Source organism: Bacillus sp. FSL R5-0593 (genome assembly GCF_038603755.1).
Lineage (GTDB): Bacteria > Bacillota > Bacilli > Bacillales > Bacillaceae > Bacillus > Bacillus velezensis.
This window is the reverse complement of the sequence record NZ_CP152011.1, coordinates 12501-32500: the sequence shown is the minus strand read 5'-3', so window position 1 is coordinate 32500 and position 20000 is coordinate 12501. Positions and strand designations below refer to the sequence as shown.

Annotated in this window: 17 protein-coding genes, 1 tRNA gene, 3 rRNA genes, 1 other RNA gene and 1 other annotated feature (2 of these 23 cut by a window edge); of the genes, 6 read left to right on the top strand and 16 right to left on the bottom strand. The window is 46.8% G+C overall.

The window, feature by feature from the left end; translation table 11 throughout:
* The 8 genes from NYE36_RS00160 to tadA form a co-directional block, all read right to left on the bottom strand.
* Positions 1 to 1414: ribosomal RNA gene (locus NYE36_RS00160) — 16S ribosomal RNA — on the bottom strand; it reaches 136 nt to the left of the window's first position.
* 249 nt (positions 1415 to 1663) lie between these two features.
* Positions 1664 to 1927, bottom strand: a complete 264-nt coding sequence (locus NYE36_RS00155; RefSeq protein ID WP_003150686.1) for a pro-sigmaK processing inhibitor BofA family protein — start codon at positions 1925 to 1927, stop codon at positions 1664 to 1666.
* A gap of 60 nt (positions 1928 to 1987) precedes the next feature.
* On the bottom strand, positions 1988 to 2212 hold the full coding sequence (locus tag NYE36_RS00150; RefSeq protein ID WP_007408755.1) for a YaaL family protein: 225 nt from the start codon (positions 2210 to 2212) through the stop codon (positions 1988 to 1990).
* Between the two features lie 18 nt (positions 2213 to 2230).
* Positions 2231 to 2827 carry a recombination protein RecR gene (recR, locus tag NYE36_RS00145; protein ID WP_007615147.1) on the bottom strand — a complete coding sequence of 199 codons (597 nt, stop codon included), beginning with the start codon at positions 2825 to 2827 and terminating at the stop codon, positions 2231 to 2233.
* 14 nt (positions 2828 to 2841) lie between these two features.
* On the bottom strand, positions 2842 to 3165 hold the full coding sequence (locus NYE36_RS00140; RefSeq protein ID WP_265451276.1) for a YbaB/EbfC family nucleoid-associated protein: 324 nt from the start codon (positions 3163 to 3165) through the stop codon (positions 2842 to 2844).
* Positions 3166 to 3189: 24 nt separating this feature from the next.
* A complete protein-coding gene (gene dnaX / locus NYE36_RS00135; RefSeq protein WP_011996162.1) occupies positions 3190 to 4881 on the bottom strand; it encodes a DNA polymerase III subunit gamma/tau in 1692 nt (563 codons plus the stop codon).
* A gap of 133 nt (positions 4882 to 5014) precedes the next feature.
* An RNA gene (gene ffs, locus NYE36_RS00130) (signal recognition particle sRNA large type) lies at positions 5015 to 5279 on the bottom strand.
* Positions 5280 to 5363: 84 nt separating this feature from the next.
* The gene (tadA, locus tag NYE36_RS00125) at positions 5364 to 5846 is read right to left on the bottom strand and encodes a tRNA adenosine(34) deaminase TadA (protein ID WP_007615141.1); all 483 of its coding nucleotides are present in this window, start codon (positions 5844 to 5846) and stop codon (positions 5364 to 5366) included.
* Positions 5847 to 5928: 82 nt separating this feature from the next.
* On the opposite strand from tadA, the gene NYE36_RS00120 reads away from it, so the two are divergent.
* From NYE36_RS00120 to dck, 4 genes are all read left to right on the top strand, one after another.
* On the top strand, positions 5929 to 6480 hold the full coding sequence (locus NYE36_RS00120; protein ID WP_076982889.1) for an isochorismatase family cysteine hydrolase: 552 nt from the start codon (positions 5929 to 5931) through the stop codon (positions 6478 to 6480).
* Between the two features lie 71 nt (positions 6481 to 6551).
* Positions 6552 to 7835 (top strand): glycoside hydrolase family 18 protein, encoded by a 1284-nt coding sequence (locus tag NYE36_RS00115; protein WP_040238645.1) that lies wholly within the window; start codon positions 6552 to 6554, stop codon positions 7833 to 7835.
* A gap of 95 nt (positions 7836 to 7930) precedes the next feature.
* Positions 7931 to 8554 carry a deoxyguanosine kinase gene (dgk, locus tag NYE36_RS00110; RefSeq protein ID WP_040238647.1) on the top strand — a complete coding sequence of 208 codons (624 nt, stop codon included), beginning with the start codon at positions 7931 to 7933 and terminating at the stop codon, positions 8552 to 8554.
* On the top strand, positions 8551 to 9204 hold the full coding sequence (gene dck / locus NYE36_RS00105; RefSeq protein WP_007615132.1) for a deoxyadenosine/deoxycytidine kinase: 654 nt from the start codon (positions 8551 to 8553) through the stop codon (positions 9202 to 9204). Before dgk ends, dck begins: the two co-directional genes overlap by 4 nt.
* A gap of 129 nt (positions 9205 to 9333) precedes the next feature.
* On the opposite strand, the gene NYE36_RS00100 is transcribed toward dck, so the two are convergent.
* Positions 9334 to 9426, bottom strand: a tRNA-Ser gene (locus tag NYE36_RS00100).
* A 216-nt stretch (positions 9427 to 9642) separates the two neighbouring features.
* Between NYE36_RS00100 and NYE36_RS00095 the strand changes: the two genes are divergently transcribed.
* Complete coding sequence (locus NYE36_RS00095) at positions 9643 to 10788, top strand: glycerate kinase (protein WP_265451277.1); 1146 nt, start codon at positions 9643 to 9645, stop codon at positions 10786 to 10788.
* Between the two features lie 10 nt (positions 10789 to 10798).
* Here NYE36_RS00095 and serS read toward each other — a convergent pair whose 3' ends face one another.
* The 5 genes from serS to guaB all read right to left on the bottom strand — a co-directional run bounded on the left by serS (position 10799) and on the right by guaB (position 17040).
* Positions 10799 to 12076: a serine--tRNA ligase gene (gene serS / locus NYE36_RS00090; RefSeq protein ID WP_007408744.1), complete on the bottom strand. Its 1278-nt coding sequence runs from the start codon at positions 12074 to 12076 to the stop codon at positions 10799 to 10801.
* 54 nt (positions 12077 to 12130) lie between these two features.
* Positions 12131 to 12343, bottom strand: a binding site (T-box leader).
* A gap of 52 nt (positions 12344 to 12395) precedes the next feature.
* The gene (pdxT, locus tag NYE36_RS00085) at positions 12396 to 12986 is read right to left on the bottom strand and encodes a pyridoxal 5'-phosphate synthase glutaminase subunit PdxT (RefSeq protein WP_007615126.1); all 591 of its coding nucleotides are present in this window, start codon (positions 12984 to 12986) and stop codon (positions 12396 to 12398) included.
* Positions 12987 to 13007: 21 nt separating this feature from the next.
* Positions 13008 to 13892, bottom strand: a complete 885-nt coding sequence (gene pdxS, locus NYE36_RS00080; RefSeq protein ID WP_003150714.1) for a pyridoxal 5'-phosphate synthase lyase subunit PdxS — start codon at positions 13890 to 13892, stop codon at positions 13008 to 13010.
* Between the two features lie 197 nt (positions 13893 to 14089).
* Positions 14090 to 15421, bottom strand: coding sequence for a D-alanyl-D-alanine carboxypeptidase (gene dacA / locus NYE36_RS00075; RefSeq protein WP_011996156.1), 1332 nt, complete (start codon positions 15419 to 15421; stop codon positions 14090 to 14092).
* Positions 15422 to 15573: 152 nt separating this feature from the next.
* Positions 15574 to 17040, bottom strand: coding sequence for an IMP dehydrogenase (guaB, locus tag NYE36_RS00070; RefSeq protein ID WP_003150717.1), 1467 nt, complete (start codon positions 17038 to 17040; stop codon positions 15574 to 15576).
* 120 nt (positions 17041 to 17160) lie between these two features.
* On the opposite strand from guaB, the gene NYE36_RS00065 reads away from it, so the two are divergent.
* The gene (locus tag NYE36_RS00065; RefSeq protein ID WP_064115760.1) at positions 17161 to 18111 is read left to right on the top strand and encodes a YaaC family protein; all 951 of its coding nucleotides are present in this window, start codon (positions 17161 to 17163) and stop codon (positions 18109 to 18111) included.
* Positions 18112 to 18154: 43 nt separating this feature from the next.
* Here NYE36_RS00065 and rrf read toward each other — a convergent pair.
* A 5S ribosomal RNA gene (gene rrf / locus NYE36_RS00060) occupies positions 18155 to 18270 on the bottom strand.
* A gap of 50 nt (positions 18271 to 18320) precedes the next feature.
* Positions 18321 to 20000: ribosomal RNA gene (locus NYE36_RS00055) — 23S ribosomal RNA — on the bottom strand (it continues 1250 nt past the right edge of the window).

Genomic DNA, 20000 nt, shown 5'->3' with positions numbered 1-20000 from the left:
GACGGGCGGTGTGTACAAGGCCCGGGAACGTATTCACCGCGGCATGCTGATCCGCGATTACTAGCGATTCCAGCTTCACGCAGTCGAGTTGCAGACTGCGATCCGAACTGAGAACAGATTTGTGGGATTGGCTTAACCTCGCGGTTTCGCTGCCCTTTGTTCTGTCCATTGTAGCACGTGTGTAGCCCAGGTCATAAGGGGCATGATGATTTGACGTCATCCCCACCTTCCTCCGGTTTGTCACCGGCAGTCACCTTAGAGTGCCCAACTGAATGCTGGCAACTAAGATCAAGGGTTGCGCTCGTTGCGGGACTTAACCCAACATCTCACGACACGAGCTGACGACAACCATGCACCACCTGTCACTCTGCCCCCGAAGGGGACGTCCTATCTCTAGGATTGTCAGAGGATGTCAAGACCTGGTAAGGTTCTTCGCGTTGCTTCGAATTAAACCACATGCTCCACCGCTTGTGCGGGCCCCCGTCAATTCCTTTGAGTTTCAGTCTTGCGACCGTACTCCCCAGGCGGAGTGCTTAATGCGTTAGCTGCAGCACTAAGGGGCGGAAACCCCCTAACACTTAGCACTCATCGTTTACGGCGTGGACTACCAGGGTATCTAATCCTGTTCGCTCCCCACGCTTTCGCTCCTCAGCGTCAGTTACAGACCAGAGAGTCGCCTTCGCCACTGGTGTTCCTCCACATCTCTACGCATTTCACCGCTACACGTGGAATTCCACTCTCCTCTTCTGCACTCAAGTTCCCCAGTTTCCAATGACCCTCCCCGGTTGAGCCGGGGGCTTTCACATCAGACTTAAGAAACCGCCTGCGAGCCCTTTACGCCCAATAATTCCGGACAACGCTTGCCACCTACGTATTACCGCGGCTGCTGGCACGTAGTTAGCCGTGGCTTTCTGGTTAGGTACCGTCAAGGTGCCGCCCTATTTGAACGGCACTTGTTCTTCCCTAACAACAGAGCTTTACGATCCGAAAACCTTCATCACTCACGCGGCGTTGCTCCGTCAGACTTTCGTCCATTGCGGAAGATTCCCTACTGCTGCCTCCCGTAGGAGTCTGGGCCGTGTCTCAGTCCCAGTGTGGCCGATCACCCTCTCAGGTCGGCTACGCATCGTCGCCTTGGTGAGCCGTTACCTCACCAACTAGCTAATGCGCCGCGGGTCCATCTGTAAGTGGTAGCCGAAGCCACCTTTTATGTCTGAACCATGCGGTTCAGACAACCATCCGGTATTAGCCCCGGTTTCCCGGAGTTATCCCAGTCTTACAGGCAGGTTACCCACGTGTTACTCACCCGTCCGCCGCTAACATCAGGGAGCAAGCTCCCATCTGTCCGCTCGACTTGCATGTATTAGGCACGCCGCCAGCGTTCGTCCTGAGCCAGGATCAAACTCTCCGATAAAGTAGTTTGACTGACTACGCACATCGCTGTGCGATTTATTTAAAACTTTGAATTAACAGGTACGTTTTGTCTTGTTTAGTTTTCAAAGAACTTTGTCCATCGCTCTTGAAGCGACTTAATTATTGTAACATATCAGTGTCGATGTCGTCAATAACTTTTTAAAATTTCTTTTTTAAGAATTCGTTTCGTCATCAGCGACGTATATTAGAATACCACCCTTGATCCAACATGTCAACAATAATCGACAAATTAAATGATGAAGCGTTTAATGACTATCAAAGCCGCGATGCCGGGAATCCCCAGAATCCCGCTGATGCCCGTTGTAATCAGGTTAACAGGGATATGAATACCGAGACTGCCTCCGAACAAGTTCACACCCACCAGCAGAATCGCACCGGCAATAAACTTAATCGCAGTCACACCAATCCATCTTAACGGTTTTGAAGATACTCCCCATAAAAAAAGCAAAGCAACCAGACCGACAATCAAACCGATAATGAAAAAAGGCTCCATGAATCTTCCCCCTCGCTTGTTTAGTACAAGCTTATGAGAAGATCCCGGAGAATAGACCTCTTACTTCCATCTGCTCATTTTCAAATTCCGCTGCTTCGCTTCTTTCAAATAAAAAAAGTACTTAGATTCAGCGACTTTCAGCTCAAACAATACCTCAGCGGAGGGCTCGAGACTTTTCTCGACCAGACTCTTCTGTCTGTTCCATTCTTCTTTTTGTTTAAAGAGCTGTTCTATCAGCTTCTCATCAAACTCTTTTCTTAATGTATTTCTGCGAAGAAAACCCATGCCTTGCCTTTTCCTCCCTTACAATTCACGTCTTCCTTCAAGAGCTTTTGAAAGAGTGACCTCATCAGCATATTCCAAATCACCGCCGACGGGCAGACCGTGGGCAATACGGGAGAGCTTGATGCCTGAGGGCTTTAACAGCCTTGATATATACATCGCTGTTGCTTCCCCTTCAATATTAGGGTTGGTTGCGAGAATAACTTCTGTCACTTGATCATCCTGAAGACGTTTCAGCAGCTCCGGAATCTTAATATCCTCCGGGCCGATGCCGTCCATTGGTGAAATCGCGCCGTGAAGAACATGATACTGGCCGTTATATTCCTTCATTTTCTCCATTGCGATCACATCCTTAGGGTCCTGCACGACACAAATAACAGACTTATCCCTTCTTGTGTCCTCACATATATAACAAGGGTCCTGATCTGTTATATGTCCGCAAATCGAACAATATGTCAGGTTGCGCTTCGCATTTACTAATGCTTTCGCGAAATCTAATACCACGTCTTCTTTCATACCTAGAACAAAAAAAGCCAGACGAACCGCTGTTTTCGGTCCGATCCCTGGCAATTTCATAAAGCTGTCAATCAGCTTTGATATTGGTTCAGGATACTGCATGTTTATTTATCCCCCTAGAATAAACCCGGTATGTTCATTCCTTTTGTAAATTGTCCCATTGTCTCATTCGTCATGTCATCCACTTTTTTGAGGGCGTCGTTTGTCGCAGCAAGAACCAGGTCCTGAAGCATTTCGATATCTTCCGGATCAACGACTTCTTCTTTAATGGCAATGTCTACAACTTCTTTTTGGCCGTTGACTTTTACAGTCACCATACCGCCGCCTGCTGTGCCTTCAATCACTTTTTCAGCAAGCTCCTCCTGAGCCTTCGCCATATCCTTTTGCATTTTTTGCATTTGTTTCATCATTTTTTGCATGTTTCCCATTCCGCCACGCATATTCAATCACTCTCTTTCATCTTATTAGTCTTTTATTTCGATTAAATCCGCTCCGACAAGTTTTTTCGCCTCTGCAATCAGCGGATCTTCTTCAGCCGGTTCGTTTGATCCTTCACTTTCCTGCTGGTGATCATTTAAAAATTCTTCTCTTATTTTACCCCATTGTGCTTCCGGAACGCCAATCAAATCCATTCTTTTCCCGAGCATTGATTCGAGAATCTGTTCAAGATTCGTACGGACTCCGTTATTGTCTTCTGCAACCATTTTACAATGGATTTCGTATTTAAATTTAAGCACAAATGCCTTTTGAGCAGCAGCCACCGGTTCACTGTCATTCAACAGAGCCGCATGAGACACCTTATTCTGCTGTTTCAGGTGTGCCAGCAGCTTGCCCCAGCTGCTTTTAAGCTGTTCAAGTTCAGGTCTTGTGGCTTCCTTCAATATCTCATGAATTCTTCCGACCGGAGCTTTGTAATGGCTTTTTCCGCCTTTTTGAGGACGCGGAGCTTCTTTCGGAGCGCTTTCCATCTGAACCTTCACACCGGAGGTTTTCAGCCTTTCTACTTCCTGCTCAAGCTGCTGAATCTTATTCATCAGCATGCCGACCTCAGGGATGTCTCCGGCGGATTGCTGTGCCGTCTGGCATATTTTCACGACAGCCACTTCAAAAAAGATTCTTGGGTGGTTCGTCCACTTCATTTCCTGATGGCTTTTATTCAGGATATCAATCATCTCATATAAAGCGGGGGCCGGTATGTCACCGCTCAGATTCCGAAACGTTTCATCGACCTTCACCTTTTCCAGGACTCCTTCTAAACCGGGAGCGGCCTGGTACAAGAGCATATCCCTGAAATAGAAAATCATATCTTCAATCAGTTTGGCCGCATCTTTCCCCTGCTGGAGCAATTCATTCAGTGTTTCCAATGCCTCGGAAACCTGTTTGCGGTGAAGAGCAGATGCCAGTTTTCCAATATAGTGCTGAGAAACGGCTCCGGTAATGAGCAATGCGTCATCCACCGACAGCTCCTCGCCGCTGAATGATACGGCTTGATCGAGCAGGCTCAGCGCGTCCCTCATTCCTCCGTCCGCAGCACTCGCTATGATATCAAGGGCTCCTTCTTCCACCTTCAGCTGCTCTGCATCGACGATTGTCTTCATTCGTCCGACAATTGCTTTGGATGTAATCCGTTTGAAGTCAAAACGCTGACATCTGGAGATAATGGTTAAAGGAATCTTATGAGGCTCAGTCGTAGCTAATATGAAAATGCAATGTGCCGGCGGTTCTTCCAGCGTTTTCAGAAGCGCATTAAATGCGCCGATAGAGAGCATATGCACCTCATCTATAATATATACTTTGTAGGTGACGGCCGACGGGGCGAATTTTACTTTGTCACGGATGTCGCGGATTTCGTCTACGCCGTTATTCGACGCCGCATCTATTTCAATCACATCTGATATAGAGCCGTTTGTGATCCCCTTGCACGCCGCACATTCATTGCACGGTTCTTCTACGGGGGCGTGCTCACAGTTGACTGCTTTCGCAAATATTTTAGCTGCACTGGTTTTTCCCGTTCCCCGCGGTCCAGAAAACAGATATGCATGAGAAAATTTCTTTTGCAAAAGGGCATTTTGCAGCGTTTTCGTAATGTGTTCCTGTCCGACCACATCTTCAAACTGCTGAGGCCTAAATACTCGATATAAAGCTTGGTAACCCACAGGATGCGCCCTCCTCTGTTATTCATCATGTTTATTATACATGAACGTGCTTTTAACGCCAAAACCCGTTTTTCATATACGAAAAAACTCACCTGCCATAAACAGGTGAGTCTGAAATTTGATGATTGATTTACCGTGCACCTTCTGTCGATTCGCTACCCTAAGCGTTACTTAAGCAGTTAGCTCAGCCCAGGCAACCCTGCGGCACATGAGAGGTTTCACTTAATGCTGCTTCCTTCCGGACCTGACATGGTTCATGAATTCCCATTGCGCAGGACCCAGACGTCAACGCCACTTACTTAAGGCAGACCTTACAGTAAACGAACCTCGAGAAGGGATTCGGCCCCGCTAGAGCGGATTGCGGGTACAGGGCACCGCTACCTCCCCGCTTAGCACGGCAAAATAAATATCAAATTTTTATATGCGCACCATTTATGATGCACACATAAGTATATCTGCTTCAGGCAGAAAATGCAACCGTACTACTCAGACAACTTTTTCCTCATGTCTTTCTTTTGCCGGCGCAGCTTTCTGAAAAAAGCGCTGAGCATTTCTCCGCACTCTTCTCCGAGCACGCCGCTCACCACTTCCGCTTGGTGGTTGAACCGCTCTTCCTGCAAGAGGTTCATCAGCGTTCCTGTACAGCCCCCCTTGGGATCAAATGCGCCGAATACGACCTTATCGACTCTCGAAAGCACGACGGCTCCCGCGCACATCGGACACGGCTCCAAAGTGACATAAAGAACGGCATCCTCAAGTCTCCATGTCCCCAGCTTACGGCACGCTTCGTCTATCGCCAGCATTTCGGCGTGGGCAAGCGACCTCTGTTCAGTCTCCCGCAGGTTATGAGCCCGCGCCACGATCTCATCGTGCAGAACAAGAACTGCTCCGATCGGCACTTCACCTTTCGCTTCGGCTTTCTTCGCTTCTTTTATGGCTTCTCTCATATAATATTCATCATTCATAGGTTCGAGCTCTCTTCTTAAGTTTTTTCATGTCTCATAAAGGTTAAAATAGGAATACCCCAGCAGAAAGGAGTTGCCGGTATTGTCTGAACCTAACAACACAGCCCTCCTGATTGTCGATATGATTAACAATTTTCAATTTGATATGGGCGAACGTCTTGCTGAAAAAACCAAACAAATTGTCCCCCGTATTTTATCATTAAAGAAGCATGCAAAACAAAGCAACTGGCCGATTATTTATATTAATGATCATTACGGGCTCTGGAAGGCTGATATTGATGCCATCAGGGAGGAATGTTGCAACGACAGAAGCGCCCCCATTATAAAAGATATTTCGCCTCAGCCGGATGATTATTTTCTCATTAAACCGAAGCATTCCGCTTTTTACGAAACGGCGCTTCACACCCTTCTGACCGAATTACAAGTGAACCGATTAGTCATCACGGGGATTGCCGGGAACATTTGTGTGCTGTTCACGGCCAACGACGCCTATATGAGAGAATACAGCATTGCCATTCCGAAAGACTGCACCGCTTCCAATAACGACGAAGACAATGATTTCGCTTTGACCATGATGGAGAATGTTCTCTTCGCAGAAATAACCACGGAAAAACAAATTACCGCCGAAAAATAAACATGATCAGCCTCCTTTTTTCATATATTTGATAGCGGATATGAAAGGAGGCGTTTTTCATTCAGATCTATATAGTGAAACGGGGCGACACGCTTTCCGCTATTGCGGCGCGCTACCGGACTGCCGCAAATGTCATTGCGGAAGCAAATAAACTGCCTAATCCAAATACATTGGTTGTCGGACAAACCCTTGTCATCCCGATTGAGGGTCAATATTACGAAGTGAAACAAGGTGATACTCTTGCGGCAATCGCCGGCCGTTTCCATATATCGGCCGCGGAGCTTGCGAGGGTTAACGGAATTCAGCCTGGCACCACATTGAGAGCCGGAACCCGCCTTTACATTCCGCAGCAGGCGAATAAGCCCGATATCGAATCAAACGCATATATAGAACCGCGGGGAACGAGCGTAAGCGCTAATCTGCAGCAGGCGGCAAGGGAGGCCTCTCCTTATTTAACATACCTTGGCGCATTCAGTTTTCAAGTGCAGCGGAACGGGACTTTAAAGGAACCGCCTCTGACCAATTTAAAAAGCATCAGTGACAGGCACAACACCACCCTGATGATGATCATCACCAACCTTGAAAATGACGCATTCAGCGATGAACTCGGGCGGCTCATCTTGAATGACAATACAGTGAAAACAAAACTCTTTCAGGAAATCGTCTCCACGGCTAAAAAGTACGGCTTTCGCGATATTCACTTTGATTTCGAATATTTACGTCCACAGGACAGAGAAGCCTACAATCGTTTTTTACGTGAAGCGAGGACGATTTTTCATCGGGAAGGCTGGAAAATTTCAACGGCGCTTGCTCCGAAAACGAGCGCGACCCAGGCCGGCAAATGGTACGAAGCACATGACTATAGGGCACATGGAGAAATCGTCGATTTTGTCGTAATTATGACATATGAGTGGGGGTACAGCGGAGGCCCGGCTCAGGCCGTATCACCTATCGGCCCTGTAAGAAATGTCATTGAGTACGCGCTGACGGAAATGCCTTCTTCAAAAATCGTCATGGGCCAGAATATGTACGGCTATGATTGGACACTGCCTTTTAAACAGGGAACGACAGCCAAAGCCGTCAGTCCTCAGCAGGCAATCGCTCTGGCAGCACGCCATAAAGTCGACATTCAATATGACGAAACCGCCCAGGCTCCATTCTTTCGTTACACGGATGAAAATCAGAGACGGCATGAAGTATGGTTTGAAGACGCACGATCCATTCAAGCGAAATTCAATTTAATTAAAGAACTTCATTTAAGAGGAATCAGCTATTGGAAACTCGGCCTCTCCTTCCCGCAAAACTGGCTTTTGCTCGGCGATCAATTTCATATTGTGAAAGAGACGTTTCGTTAATTGGAAGCGTCTTTTTTCATGGGCTTTTCTGAGAGTGTGATACAATATAAAGGCCGGCAGCTGACGGATGTTTACAGAATTAAGGAGGATTTTCAATGAACAGAGCCCCTTTTATCGCGGTAGAAGGTCCTATCGGGGCAGGAAAAACGACACTCGCTACGATGCTTTCTGAAGAGCTCGGTTTTCCTATGATTAATGAGATTGTGGAAGACAACCCTTATCTCGATAAGTTTTATGACAATATCGAGGAGTGGAGTTTCCAGCTTGAAATGTTTTTTCTATGTCACAGGTATAAACAGCTTGAAGACACCGATCGAGATTATTTAAAACAAGGACAGCCCGTTTTGTCCGATTATCATATTTATAAAAATGTTATTTTCGCAGAGCGTACATTGCACGGCCAAAAGCTTGAGAAGTATAAGCAGATTTATCATCTGCTCACTCACGACCTGCCGAAACCGAATATCATTGTATACATAAAGGCAAGCCTGCCGACATTGCTTCAACGCATTGAAAAACGCGGGCGCCCGTTTGAGAAAAATATCGAGCATCAATATCTGGAACGTCTCATTGCAGATTATGACACAGCCATCAGACAGCTTCAGGAAGAAGATCCGGATCTATCTGTACTGACCATTGACGGTGATACCGAAGACTTTGTTTTGAATAAGACAGACTATGAAAGAATTGCCCGTCAGGTAAAGGAGCTTATTAAATGAAAGACATTCATATTCCAAACAACGCCATTATCACAGTAGCTGGAACGGTAGGAGTCGGAAAATCGACTTTGACCAAAGCTTTAGCAAAACGGCTCGGGTTTCATACCTCACTCGAGGAAGTGGATGAAAACCCTTATTTAGAGAAGTTTTATCACGATTTTGAACGCTGGAGCTTCCATTTGCAAATTTATTTTCTGGCTGAGCGGTTCAAAGAGCAAAAAAACATGTTTGAATCAGGCGGCGGATTCGTGCAGGACCGTTCGATTTATGAAGATACAGGCATATTCGCAAAAATGCATGCCGATAAAGGAACCATGTCGCTGACAGATTACACAACATACACAAGTCTATTTGAGGCGATGGTCATGACGCCGTACTTCCCGCATCCTGATGTTTTGATCTATTTAGAAGGCGACCTTGAAAACATTATAAACCGGATTGAAAAGCGGGGCCGCGAGATGGAGCTGCAGACAAACCGATCCTATTGGGAAGAGATGTATACACGGTACGAAGACTGGATCAGCGGTTTTAACGCCTGCCCTGTGCTGAAAGTACGCATTGAAGATTATGACCTTGAAGCTGATGAACAGTCACTGGAACCTTTGATCGAAAAAATCAGTCACGTGATCAACGAAAACAGAAATAAATAAAAATAACAAAGCGATTTTCCCCGAACAAGAAAATCGCTTTTTTTGCATATAAAAAATCCGCTGCATCACATGCAGCGGACAAAACAATCTCCAATATATGCTCGAGTTTCATTAGGTTTAAAATCAATATGGCGGAGGAAGAGGGATTCGAACCCCCGCGGGCTTTGACACCCCTGTCGGTTTTCAAGACCGATCCCTTCAGCCAGACTTGGGTATTCCTCCGTATCGACATTTAATAATATACCACATGACCTAAATTTCAGTCAAGCGCTTTTTCATTTTTTTTATTTTATTTCTTAAACGGCTTGTCCGTCAGCTTTACTATCATACAAAAGTCTTGCGTCCAATTCAACCTCAGTATGCCATACGGGCAGGAAAACACAGTAAAAATCAAGAATAGATTCAAACAGATACCTGCTCATAAAGGTGGAGAACATAATGAAAATCATCATTGCACCGGATTCTTTCAAAGAAAGCATGACATCAAAAGAAGCCGCTGACAGCATAGAAAAAGGATTCAAAGCGGTCTTCCCTGACGCGGAATATTTCAAGATACCTGCGGCCGACGGCGGAGAAGGAACCGTTCAGGCTTTGACGGATGCCACTGGCGGAAGCATCATCAAAAAAACTGTGACCGGTCCGCTGGGAACGCCGGTAAACGCCGCATATGGACTTCTGGGAGACGGACGCACGGCAGTCATTGAAATGGCGGAAGCATCGGGACTCCATCTCGTTCCCCGCCATCTCAGAGATCCGTTGAACACAACAACAAGAGGAACTGGTGAACTGATAGCAGATGCAGCTTCCCGCGGGGCGGGTGAGATCATCATCGGGCTTGGCGGGAGCGCAACCAATGACGGCGGGACCGGGATGGCGAGCGCGCTCGGTGTGCGTTTCTTAAATGAGGAAGGTCAGGAGATACCTGACGGCGGAGGCTCGCTGCACACCCTGGCTTCTATTGATATAAGCGGCCTCTCCCCTGATCTGAAACATATTCGTATTCGTGCCGCATGTGATGTCGAAAATCCTCTGACTGGTAAAAACGGCGCGTCATATGTCTTCGGCCCGCAAAAAGGGGCGTCCGAGAAGACTAAAGTTGTATTGGATCGCAACTTACGCCATTTCGCTGACGTATTGAGACGTCAGCACGATATTGAAGCGGATACCGTAAAAGGTGCGGGCGCCGCGGGAGGTTTAGGCGCTGGACTGATCGCTTTCTTACAGGCAGAACTTCAAAGCGGGATTGACGTTGTATTAGATACACTGTCCTTCTCAGATCAGATAAGAGGCGCTGACCTTGTCATTACCGGAGAGGGCCAGATTGACGGACAAACGATATTCGGCAAAACCCCCGCCGGGATCGCCGCACGCGCATCTGCTCAAGAAATTCCCGTTATCGCATTGGCGGGCTCCTTAGGCAAGAATTTCGAGCATGTTTACAGCGCAGGAATAACAGCTGTATTTTCTATCGTGCCCGGCGCTGTAAGTCTTGAAGACGCCTTAGCATCCGGCCGTTTTAACCTTGAAAACACAGCCCGGAATGCCGCCGCTCTATACCGGGCAGCAAAAAAGGCGCGCCTCTAGGGCGCACCTTTTACGGTTTGATGACTTCTTTATTTCCCATATAAGGACGAAGCACTTTCGGAATGATGACACTTCCGTCTTCCTGCTGATAGTTTTCTAAAATGGCAGCTACTGTTCTGCCGACTGCCAGACCTGAACCGTTTAATGTATGCACATGCTCCGGCTTGCCTTTCGCTTCGCGTCTGAATCGAATGTTTGCGCGTCTCGCCTGGAAGGCCTCAAAGTTACTGCAAGAAGAAATTTCACGGTATGTGTCTTGGCTTGGAATCCATACCTCAATATCGTACTTTTTCGCGGCTGTAAAGCCGAGATCACCGGTACACATGCTCATGACACGATACGGCAGTTCAAGCAGCTGAAGCACCCGCTCAGCTTGATTCGTCAGTTTTTCAAGCTCCTCATAAGAATCTTCCGGCTTCACGAATTTCACAAGCTCAACCTTGTTGAACTGATGCTGGCGGATCAAACCGCGTGTATCACGGCCGGCAGATCCCGCTTCTGAACGGAAGCAAGCGCTGAATGCGGCATAATTGATCGGCAGGTTCTCACCGGATAAGATTTCATCGCGGTGCATATTTGTAATCGGCACTTCCGCCGTCGGAATTAAGAAATAATCCTCTTCTCTGATTTTAAAAGCATCCTCTTCAAATTTAGGAAGCTGTCCCGTGCCTGTCATGCTCGTACGGTTTACCATATAAGGAGGAATGACTTCCGTGTAATCATATTCATCAACGTGAAGATCCAGCATAAAGTTGTAGAGCGCGCGTTCGAGGCGGGCGCCTAATCCTTTATAAAACACAAACCGGCTGCCTGTTACTTTTGAAGCGCGTTCGAAATCAAGAATGTTTAAATGGTCTGCGATATCCCAATGCGGTTTCGGCTCATATGAAAACGCCGGCGCCTCTCCCCACTTGCGGATTTCAATGTTATCATCTTCCGTTTCCCCGACGGGCACTGAATCGTGCGGGATGTTCGGAATAGACAGAAGGATGGTTTCGAGCGTCGTTTCGACCGTACGAAGCTCTTCATCAAGCTTCTTAATTTCTTCGCCCACTTCGCGCATCTCTTTAATAATATGATCAGCGTCTTTTTTCTCCCGTTTCAAAACGGCGACCTGCTGAGATACTTCATTGCGTTTTCCCTTCAGTTCTTCTACTTTACCGATAAGCTCTCTTCTCTTTTCGTCCAGCTCTTCAAACTTGTCAAAGTCAGATAAGTCTTCGCCTTTTGGAATGAGCTTCGCTTTTACCTCTTGAAAATTGGCTCTCAGCACCTTCGTATCAATCATGCCTAACAACTCCTATCTGTTTTTATCGAAAATAAAAAAGAGCCCTCATCCCCTAAAAGGGACGAGAGCTCTCGCGTTGCCACCCTGATTGAAAACAAGCTCACACTTGCTTCCCGCTTTAACACATAACGGTTTTCCCGTAAATGCCTACTTGTTTTCAGCATTTCGCTCAAGGACGGATTCGGACAGCATCTTTCACCGATTCGCACCACCCATCGGCTCTCTTTGAAAGAGAGGCTTCCTACTGCTTCCTGTCAACGCTTTTCGATCTTTATTTGTGTTTATAATGTACTATAAGTATCAGCGGTTTTCAACTGTTTTATACAGCTGTTTCCTGCTTATGCTTTTCCGCCATCTTCACAAACAGCTCTGTCACCCGGTGATCATCCGTCAGTTCAGGATGGAACGAGCAGCCGAGGAAATTCCCCTGCTTTGCAGCCACGATGCGTCCGTTATGCTCACAAAGCACTTCAACATCTTCTCCGGCTTCTAAAATATGCGGCGCGCGAATAAATACACCCGTAAACGGCTCATCAAGGCCTTTAATCGTCAGATCAGCTTCAAAGCTGTCAACCTGACGGCCAAAGGAATTACGCTCGACGACAACGTTCAACAGCCCTAAATGAGCGTTATCCGTTCCCGCTATCTCTTTGGCTAAAATAATCAGACCGGCGCATGTGCCGAACATCGGCTTGCCTTGGGCGGCAAACTCGCGAAGCGGCTCCATAAAATGATACGTATCCATTAAACGCCGCATCGTCGTGCTTTCCCCGCCCGGCAGGATTAAGCCGTCGATGTCATTCAGCTGTTCAGGACGCTTAATGACGACACCTTTTGAACCACATGCTTCAATTGAACGAATATGTTCTCTTACTGCTCCTTGAAGTCCAAGTACACCAATTGTTAACATGCTTCCAGCTCTCCTATGGTTTTACCAGCCGCGTTCTTGCATACGCTGTTCCGGCAATAGATTTGAGATTTCGATTCCTTTCATCGCTGTGCCTAATTCTTTAGAAAGCTCAGCGATCAGTTTGTAGTCTGTGTAATGAGTCGTTGCTTCAACAATTGCTTTGGCGAATTTAGCAGGGTTGTCTGATTTGAAAATACCTGAACCGACAAATACGCCGTCAGCGCCAAGCTGCATCATCAATGCCGCGTCAGCAGGCGTCGCTACTCCGCCGGCAGCAAAGTTCACTACAGGCAGTTTGCCGTCACGCTTGATTTGAAGAAGCAGTTCATAAGGAGCGCCGAGGTTTTTAGCTTCAGTCATCAGCTCATCATCGCTCATCGCAACAACTTTGCGCACTTGCGCGTTTACTTTTCTCATATGGCGGACAGCTTCCACAATGTTTCCTGTTCCCGGTTCGCCTTTTGTACGAAGCATGGAAGCTCCTTCGGCGATACGGCGCGTTGCTTCGCCGAGATCACGGCAGCCGCATACGAACGGGACTGTATATTCGTTTTTATTTAAATGAAATTCTTCGTCAGCCGGAGTCAGAACTTCACTTTCATCGATGTAATCTACTCCCATTGCTTCAAGGACACGCGCTTCAACGATATGTCCGATACGCGCTTTTGCCATTACGGGAATGGATACAGCATTCATTACTTCTTCAACGATTGTCGGATCAGCCATGCGGGCAACACCGCCGGCAGCGCGAATATCAGCCGGAACGCGTTCTAACGCCATTACGGCAACAGCTCCCGCCTCTTCCGCAATCTTCGCTTGTTCAGCATTTACAACGTCCATGATGACGCCGCCTTTTTGCATTTCCGCCATGCCGCGTTTTACACGATCAGTACCTGTTTGAGCCATTATTTGGTCCCCCTAGTCAATGTATAGTTAGATAATTTCTATCTCTTATTGTATCCCAGAAATACAATATTTCATATGGGTATTCTTATTTTACAGCGAGATGAATAAGATAGATATCATTTTTTTACTAACAATTTGGTTTTTTCAGTATATTAAGCAAAAGAGCCCTAACTTTCATCAGAGCTCTTTCTTATTTCTTAAAACCAGCCTGTTACCGTGTCAACGGCGCTGTTCCAGATACCGGAGAAGAATCCGCCGATGCCGCGCATCATCTGAACAAACCAGTTTGCTTTATCTACATCATTTTTCGTTACAAGATTCACGCTGAACTCTTTGGATTTGAGGAAGCCATAGTCTTTGTCACTGCCTTTGTATGTAACTGTCAGCGTTCCGACTTTCGTTCCCTTTTTCACAGGAGCCGTGATTTCTTTTTTATCTAAAGTCACTTCGGCTTTATAGTTCTTTTCATCCCCGCTTTTCACAGGAATAGAAAGCGCCTTGTCAGTAACAATATCGACTTGCTTGTCTTTCCCTTTTTCAACGTCAATCGTTTTGTGCCCTTTTACTTGAGAGCCTTCAGGGTAAAGATCTTTCATTGAGAAATTGCTGTTAAATGCGTAATCGAGCATTTTTTTCGTTTCATCAAAACGTCCGGTATGCAGGTTGCCTTTTGCGTTTAATACAACGGTGATGACCCGCATTCCGTTCCGCTGTGCTGTGCTTGTAAAACAAGATCCCGCAGAATCAGTAGAACCCGTTTTTAAGCCGTCAACGCCAGGGTATTCAGAAACAAGACCTTTTAACATGAAGTTCCAGTTCGGCATGTCCATTTCATCATCAGTGCCGGCTCTGAATTTCGTCTTAGCGATGCTTGTTGTTTTGAGAACTTCCGGATAATCAGTGATCAGGCGGTCTGCAAGAAGCGCCATGTCTTTAGCAGAAACTTCACTTTCTTCTTTAACGCCTTCTCCTTGCGGCTGCTTGCCGTGAAGGTCTTCATTCACAAGCCCTGTGGCATTTTTAAAGTCATAGTTTGTCATGCCTAATTCTTTGGCTTTCGCATTCATTTCAGCGACAAATTTCGTTTCAGTTCCGGCAAGAATTTCGGCAACTGCAATCGCGGCTCCATTGGCAGAGTAAATCGCCATAGCCTGATACAGTTCTTTAACCGTGTATTTGCCGTCTTTTCGAAGGGGGACGTTTGATAAACTGTTGTCTTGAGAAATTTCATAGACATAATCATCAGGAGTATACGTTTGATCCCATTTCACTTTTCCTTCTTTAATGGCTTCCAGAAGCAGATATTCAGTCATCATTTTTGTCATGCTGGCAATCGGCAGTCTTTTGTCTGCATTTTTACTGTATAAAATTTTTCCCGATGAAGCCTCAATCATTATCGCAGCTGATGCGTTGACATCAATCGGGTCATTGCCGGCTGCCTCCGCTTTAGACATTGGAACAAAGCAAGTTGCGGCCAGTGCCAGTACCACTAATGACACCAACAGCTGTTTCCATTTCGTGATGTTCAATCTTACGACCTCCGTCATTCATTTTAAATCTATAATTAAGCCGTTAAGGACATATTCAAATTCAAAACACAACAGTATAAATTTTATCACACTCGATATAAAAAAAATAGACAGAGTCAGCGACCCTGTCAAATGTTTTTTATTTGTAACAATTATGAGATTGTATAGTTTGGTGATTCTTTCGTAATTTGGACATCATGCGGATGACTTTCGCGAAGTCCGGCACCTGTCATACGGATGAATTGAGCCTCTTCTCTTAAAGCGCGCAAGTCTTTTGAACCGCAATATCCCATACCTGAACGAAGACCGCCGACAAGCTGATACACTGTTTCTTCTACAGGACCTTTGTACGGAGTCCGTCCTTCGATACCTTCAGGGACGAATTTCTTATTTTCTTCTTGGAAATATCGGTCTTTACTGCCTTTTTCCATGGCAGCGACAGAACCCATACCGCGATACACTTTAAATCTTCTGCCTTGATAGATTTCAGTCTCTCCCGGGCTTTCTGAAGTACCGGCAAGCAGGCTTCCGAGCATTACGGCATGTCCGCCTGAAGCCAACGCTTTCGTAATATCTCCGGAGAATTTAATACCGCCGTCTGCGATAATTGTCGCGCCGTGTTTTCTCGCTTCAGTGGCACAATCATAAATGGCAGTGATCTGCGGTACGCCTACACCTGCAACGACGCGTGTCGTACAGATAGAACCAGGTCCGATTCCCACTTTGACAATATTTGCTCCGGCTTCAATCAGAGCTTTTGTCGCTTCAGCCGTTGCAACATTTCCTGCGATAATGTTCAGTTCAGGATATGTTTCACGGATTTTCGCGACTGTGTTCAGTACGCCTCTGGAATGTCCGTGAGCCGTATCAACCACGATAACGTCGACATTCGCTTCAACAAGCTTGCTGACGCGTGTCATTGTATCGCCTGTCACGCCTACCGCAGCGCCGACAATAAGGCGTCCGTGTTCATCTTTAGATGAATTCGGGAATTCGATAACCTTTTCAATATCTTTGATCGTGATAAGACCTTTTAATTTGTTTTGGTCATCCACTAACGGAAGTTTTTCAATTTTATGTTTCTGTAAGATTTTTTCTGCTTCGTCTAATGTGGTTCCCACAGGAGCCGTAACCAGCTCTTCTTTTGTCATGACATCACTGATTTTCATTGAATAATCAGAGATAAAGCGAAGGTCACGGTTTGTAATGATACCGACAAGCTTTTGATCGTCTTTATTATCTACGATCGGAACACCGGAAATTCTGTATTTCCCCATCAAATGCTCCGCATCGAATACTTGATGATCAGGTGTTAAAAAGAAGGGATTTGTAATAACGCCCCGTTCAGAACGTTTGACTTTGTCAACATGTTCAGCCTGCTGTTCGATGGACATGTTTTTATGAATAATACCCAAGCCGCCCTGTCTGGCCATCGCAATCGCCATAGCTGATTCTGTTACTGTATCCATTCCCGCACTGATGACAGGAATGTTAAGCTTTAACGTCTTTGTCAGTTCAACAGATAAATCCACATCACGCGGAAGTACGTCTGATTGAGCCGGTACGAGCAGTACATCATCGAACGTTAAGCCTTCTTTTGAAAATTTACTTTCCCACATTAGTAAATCCCCCTCTTTTCGGCAAAATATTATATGTAGATTATCAACTAGAAAACAGCATGTCAAGGAAGCGAAAAAGAGTTGAAATATTTAGATAAAGGAAAGGGTTTAAAAATACATATGAGAGATCATGAGTGGAAAGAGTTATCATTATTTTATTCCGTAGAATCTTCCCAGAAATTTCTAAACAAAGTCTATACAGAAAGCGGCATGGAAGAACCAAAACGATATGCGTTTAAGAACAGTGAGCGCTTCATATTCTTTATCAAACACGCCGAGTCCTTTTATAAACAGGCATCTTTTTCCCCTTTAGAAATTAAGCCTATTCTGTTGTTTTACGGGATGTCACAATTGCTGAAAGCCTGTCTTCTGACCACAGATCCAAGCTATCCAAGCCACGCCTCAGTACTCGCGCATGGCGTGACTGCCCGGAAACGCAAAAAGCAAAATTACTCCTTTAGGGATGATGAAGTGAAGGTGCAGCGCAATGGCTTATGTATTCATGTAATGAAGCACTTATTCGGAATAGCTGGTCTTGAGGAAGAACGGTACACAATGAAGAAATTGCTGACAGCCATACCTGAATTGCATACTGTCTTTTACTTCCAAGAGAAAAAGAATTGGCTGACCCGAGTAGAGCTCAAAGATGACCTTATTTCAGTGCCTGAGCATGCGGTGATTCATTACAATATGTCTGATTCCCGATTTGCTGAATATATCAGCCATCATTTAAAGTGGTCTTTTCTGAGGAAAGACCATAACCACTTGGTTTTTGAGGCTGCCCCGATAGACAGAGAACCTTGGTCTTCGCCAAATTTATTGTTTCACTTGGAGAAAAATCAATATTACATTCCCTCTCAGCGTGATCACTTCCTGCATCTTCCGGAAATGATTATTCATTATTTGGTCCTCTACAATATCGGGATGATTGCGAGATATGAAACGGAGTGGTGGTATGAACTGCTGACACAGCATGTCAGTGATGATTATGTGATGATCCGCCGGTTCTTAGATGTCACGGAACGCAAATTTCCGTATTACGTTTCTAATTTCCTGAAGCAATACTTATAAACAAAAAAGGCAGCTCATGATGAGCTGCCTTTACCATAATATAGCTTGGCGGCGTCCTACTCTCACAGGGGGAAACCCCCGACTACCATCGGCGCTGAAGAGCTTAACTTCCGTGTTCGGCATGGGAACGGGTGTGACCTCTTCGCTATCGCCACCAAACCATTGAGAGTGTTCTCTCAAAACTAGATAACAGTAAGCATACATTCAAATTGGTTAAGTCCTCGATCGATTAGTATCTGTCAGCTCCATGTGTCGCCACACTTCCACCTCAGACCTATCAACCTGATCATCTTTCAGGGATCTTACTTCCTTGCGGAATGGGAAATCTCATCTTGAGGGGGGCTTCATGCTTAGATGCTTTCAGCACTTATCCCGTCCGCACATAGCTACCCAGCGATGCCCTTGGCAGAACAACTGGTACACCAGCGGTGCGTCCATCCCGGTCCTCTCGTACTAAGGACAGCTCCTCTCAAATTTCCTGCGCCCGCGACGGATAGGGACCGAACTGTCTCACGACGTTCTGAACCCAGCTCGCGTACCGCTTTAATGGGCGAACAGCCCAACCCTTGGGACCGACTACAGCCCCAGGATGCGATGAGCCGACATCGAGGTGCCAAACCTCCCCGTCGATGTGGACTCTTGGGGGAGATAAGCCTGTTATCCCCGGGGTAGCTTTTATCCGTTGAGCGATGGCCCTTCCATGCGGAACCACCGGATCACTAAGCCCGACTTTCGTCCCTGCTCGACTTGTAGGTCTCGCAGTCAAGCTCCCTTGTGCCTTTACACTCTGCGAATGATTTCCAACCATTCTGAGGGAACCTTTGGGCGCCTCCGTTACCTTTTAGGAGGCGACCGCCCCAGTCAAACTGCCCACCTGACACTGTCTCCCCGCCCGATAAGGGCGGCGGGTTAGAAGGTCAATACAGCCAGGGTAGTATCCCACCGATGCCTCCACCGAAGCTGGCGCTCCGGTTTCCAAGGCTCCTACCTATCCTGTACAAGCTGTACCAACATTCAATATCAGGCTGCAGTAAAGCTCCACGGGGTCTTTCCGTCCTGTCGCGGGTAACCTGCATCTTCACAGGTACTATAATTTCACCGAGTCTCTCGTTGAGACAGTGCCCAGATCGTTGCGCCTTTCGTGCGGGTCGGAACTTACCCGACAAGGAATTTCGCTACCTTAGGACCGTTATAGTTACGGCCGCCGTTTACTGGGGCTTCAATTCGCACCTTCGCTTACGCTAAGCGCTCCTCTTAACCTTCCAGCACCGGGCAGGCGTCAGCCCCTATACTTCGCCTTACGGCTTCGCAGAGACCTGTGTTTTTGCTAAACAGTCGCCTGGGCCTATTCACTGCGGCTCTCTCGGGCTTGCACCCTAACAGAGCACCCCTTCTCCCGAAGTTACGGGGTCATTTTGCCGAGTTCCTTAACGAGAGTTCTCTCGATCACCTTAGGATTCTCTCCTCGCCTACCTGTGTCGGTTTGCGGTACGGGCACCTCTCACCTCGCTAGAGGCTTTTCTTGGCAGTGTGGAATCAGGAACTTCGCTACTATAATTCGCTCGCCATCACAGCTCAGCCTTCACGGGAAACGGATTTGCCTATTTCCCAGCCTAACTGCTTGGACGCGGATATCCAATACCGCGCTTACCCTATCCTCCTGCGTCCCCCCATTGCTCAAATGGTGAGGAGGTGGTACAGGAATATCAACCTGTTATCCATCGCCTACGCCTTTCGGCCTCGGCTTAGGTCCCGACTAACCCTGAGCGGACGAGCCTTCCTCAGGAAACCTTAGGCATTCGGTGGAGGGGATTCTCACCCCTCTTTCGCTACTCATACCGGCATTCTCACTTCTAAGCGCTCCACAAGTCCTTCCGGTCTTGCTTCAC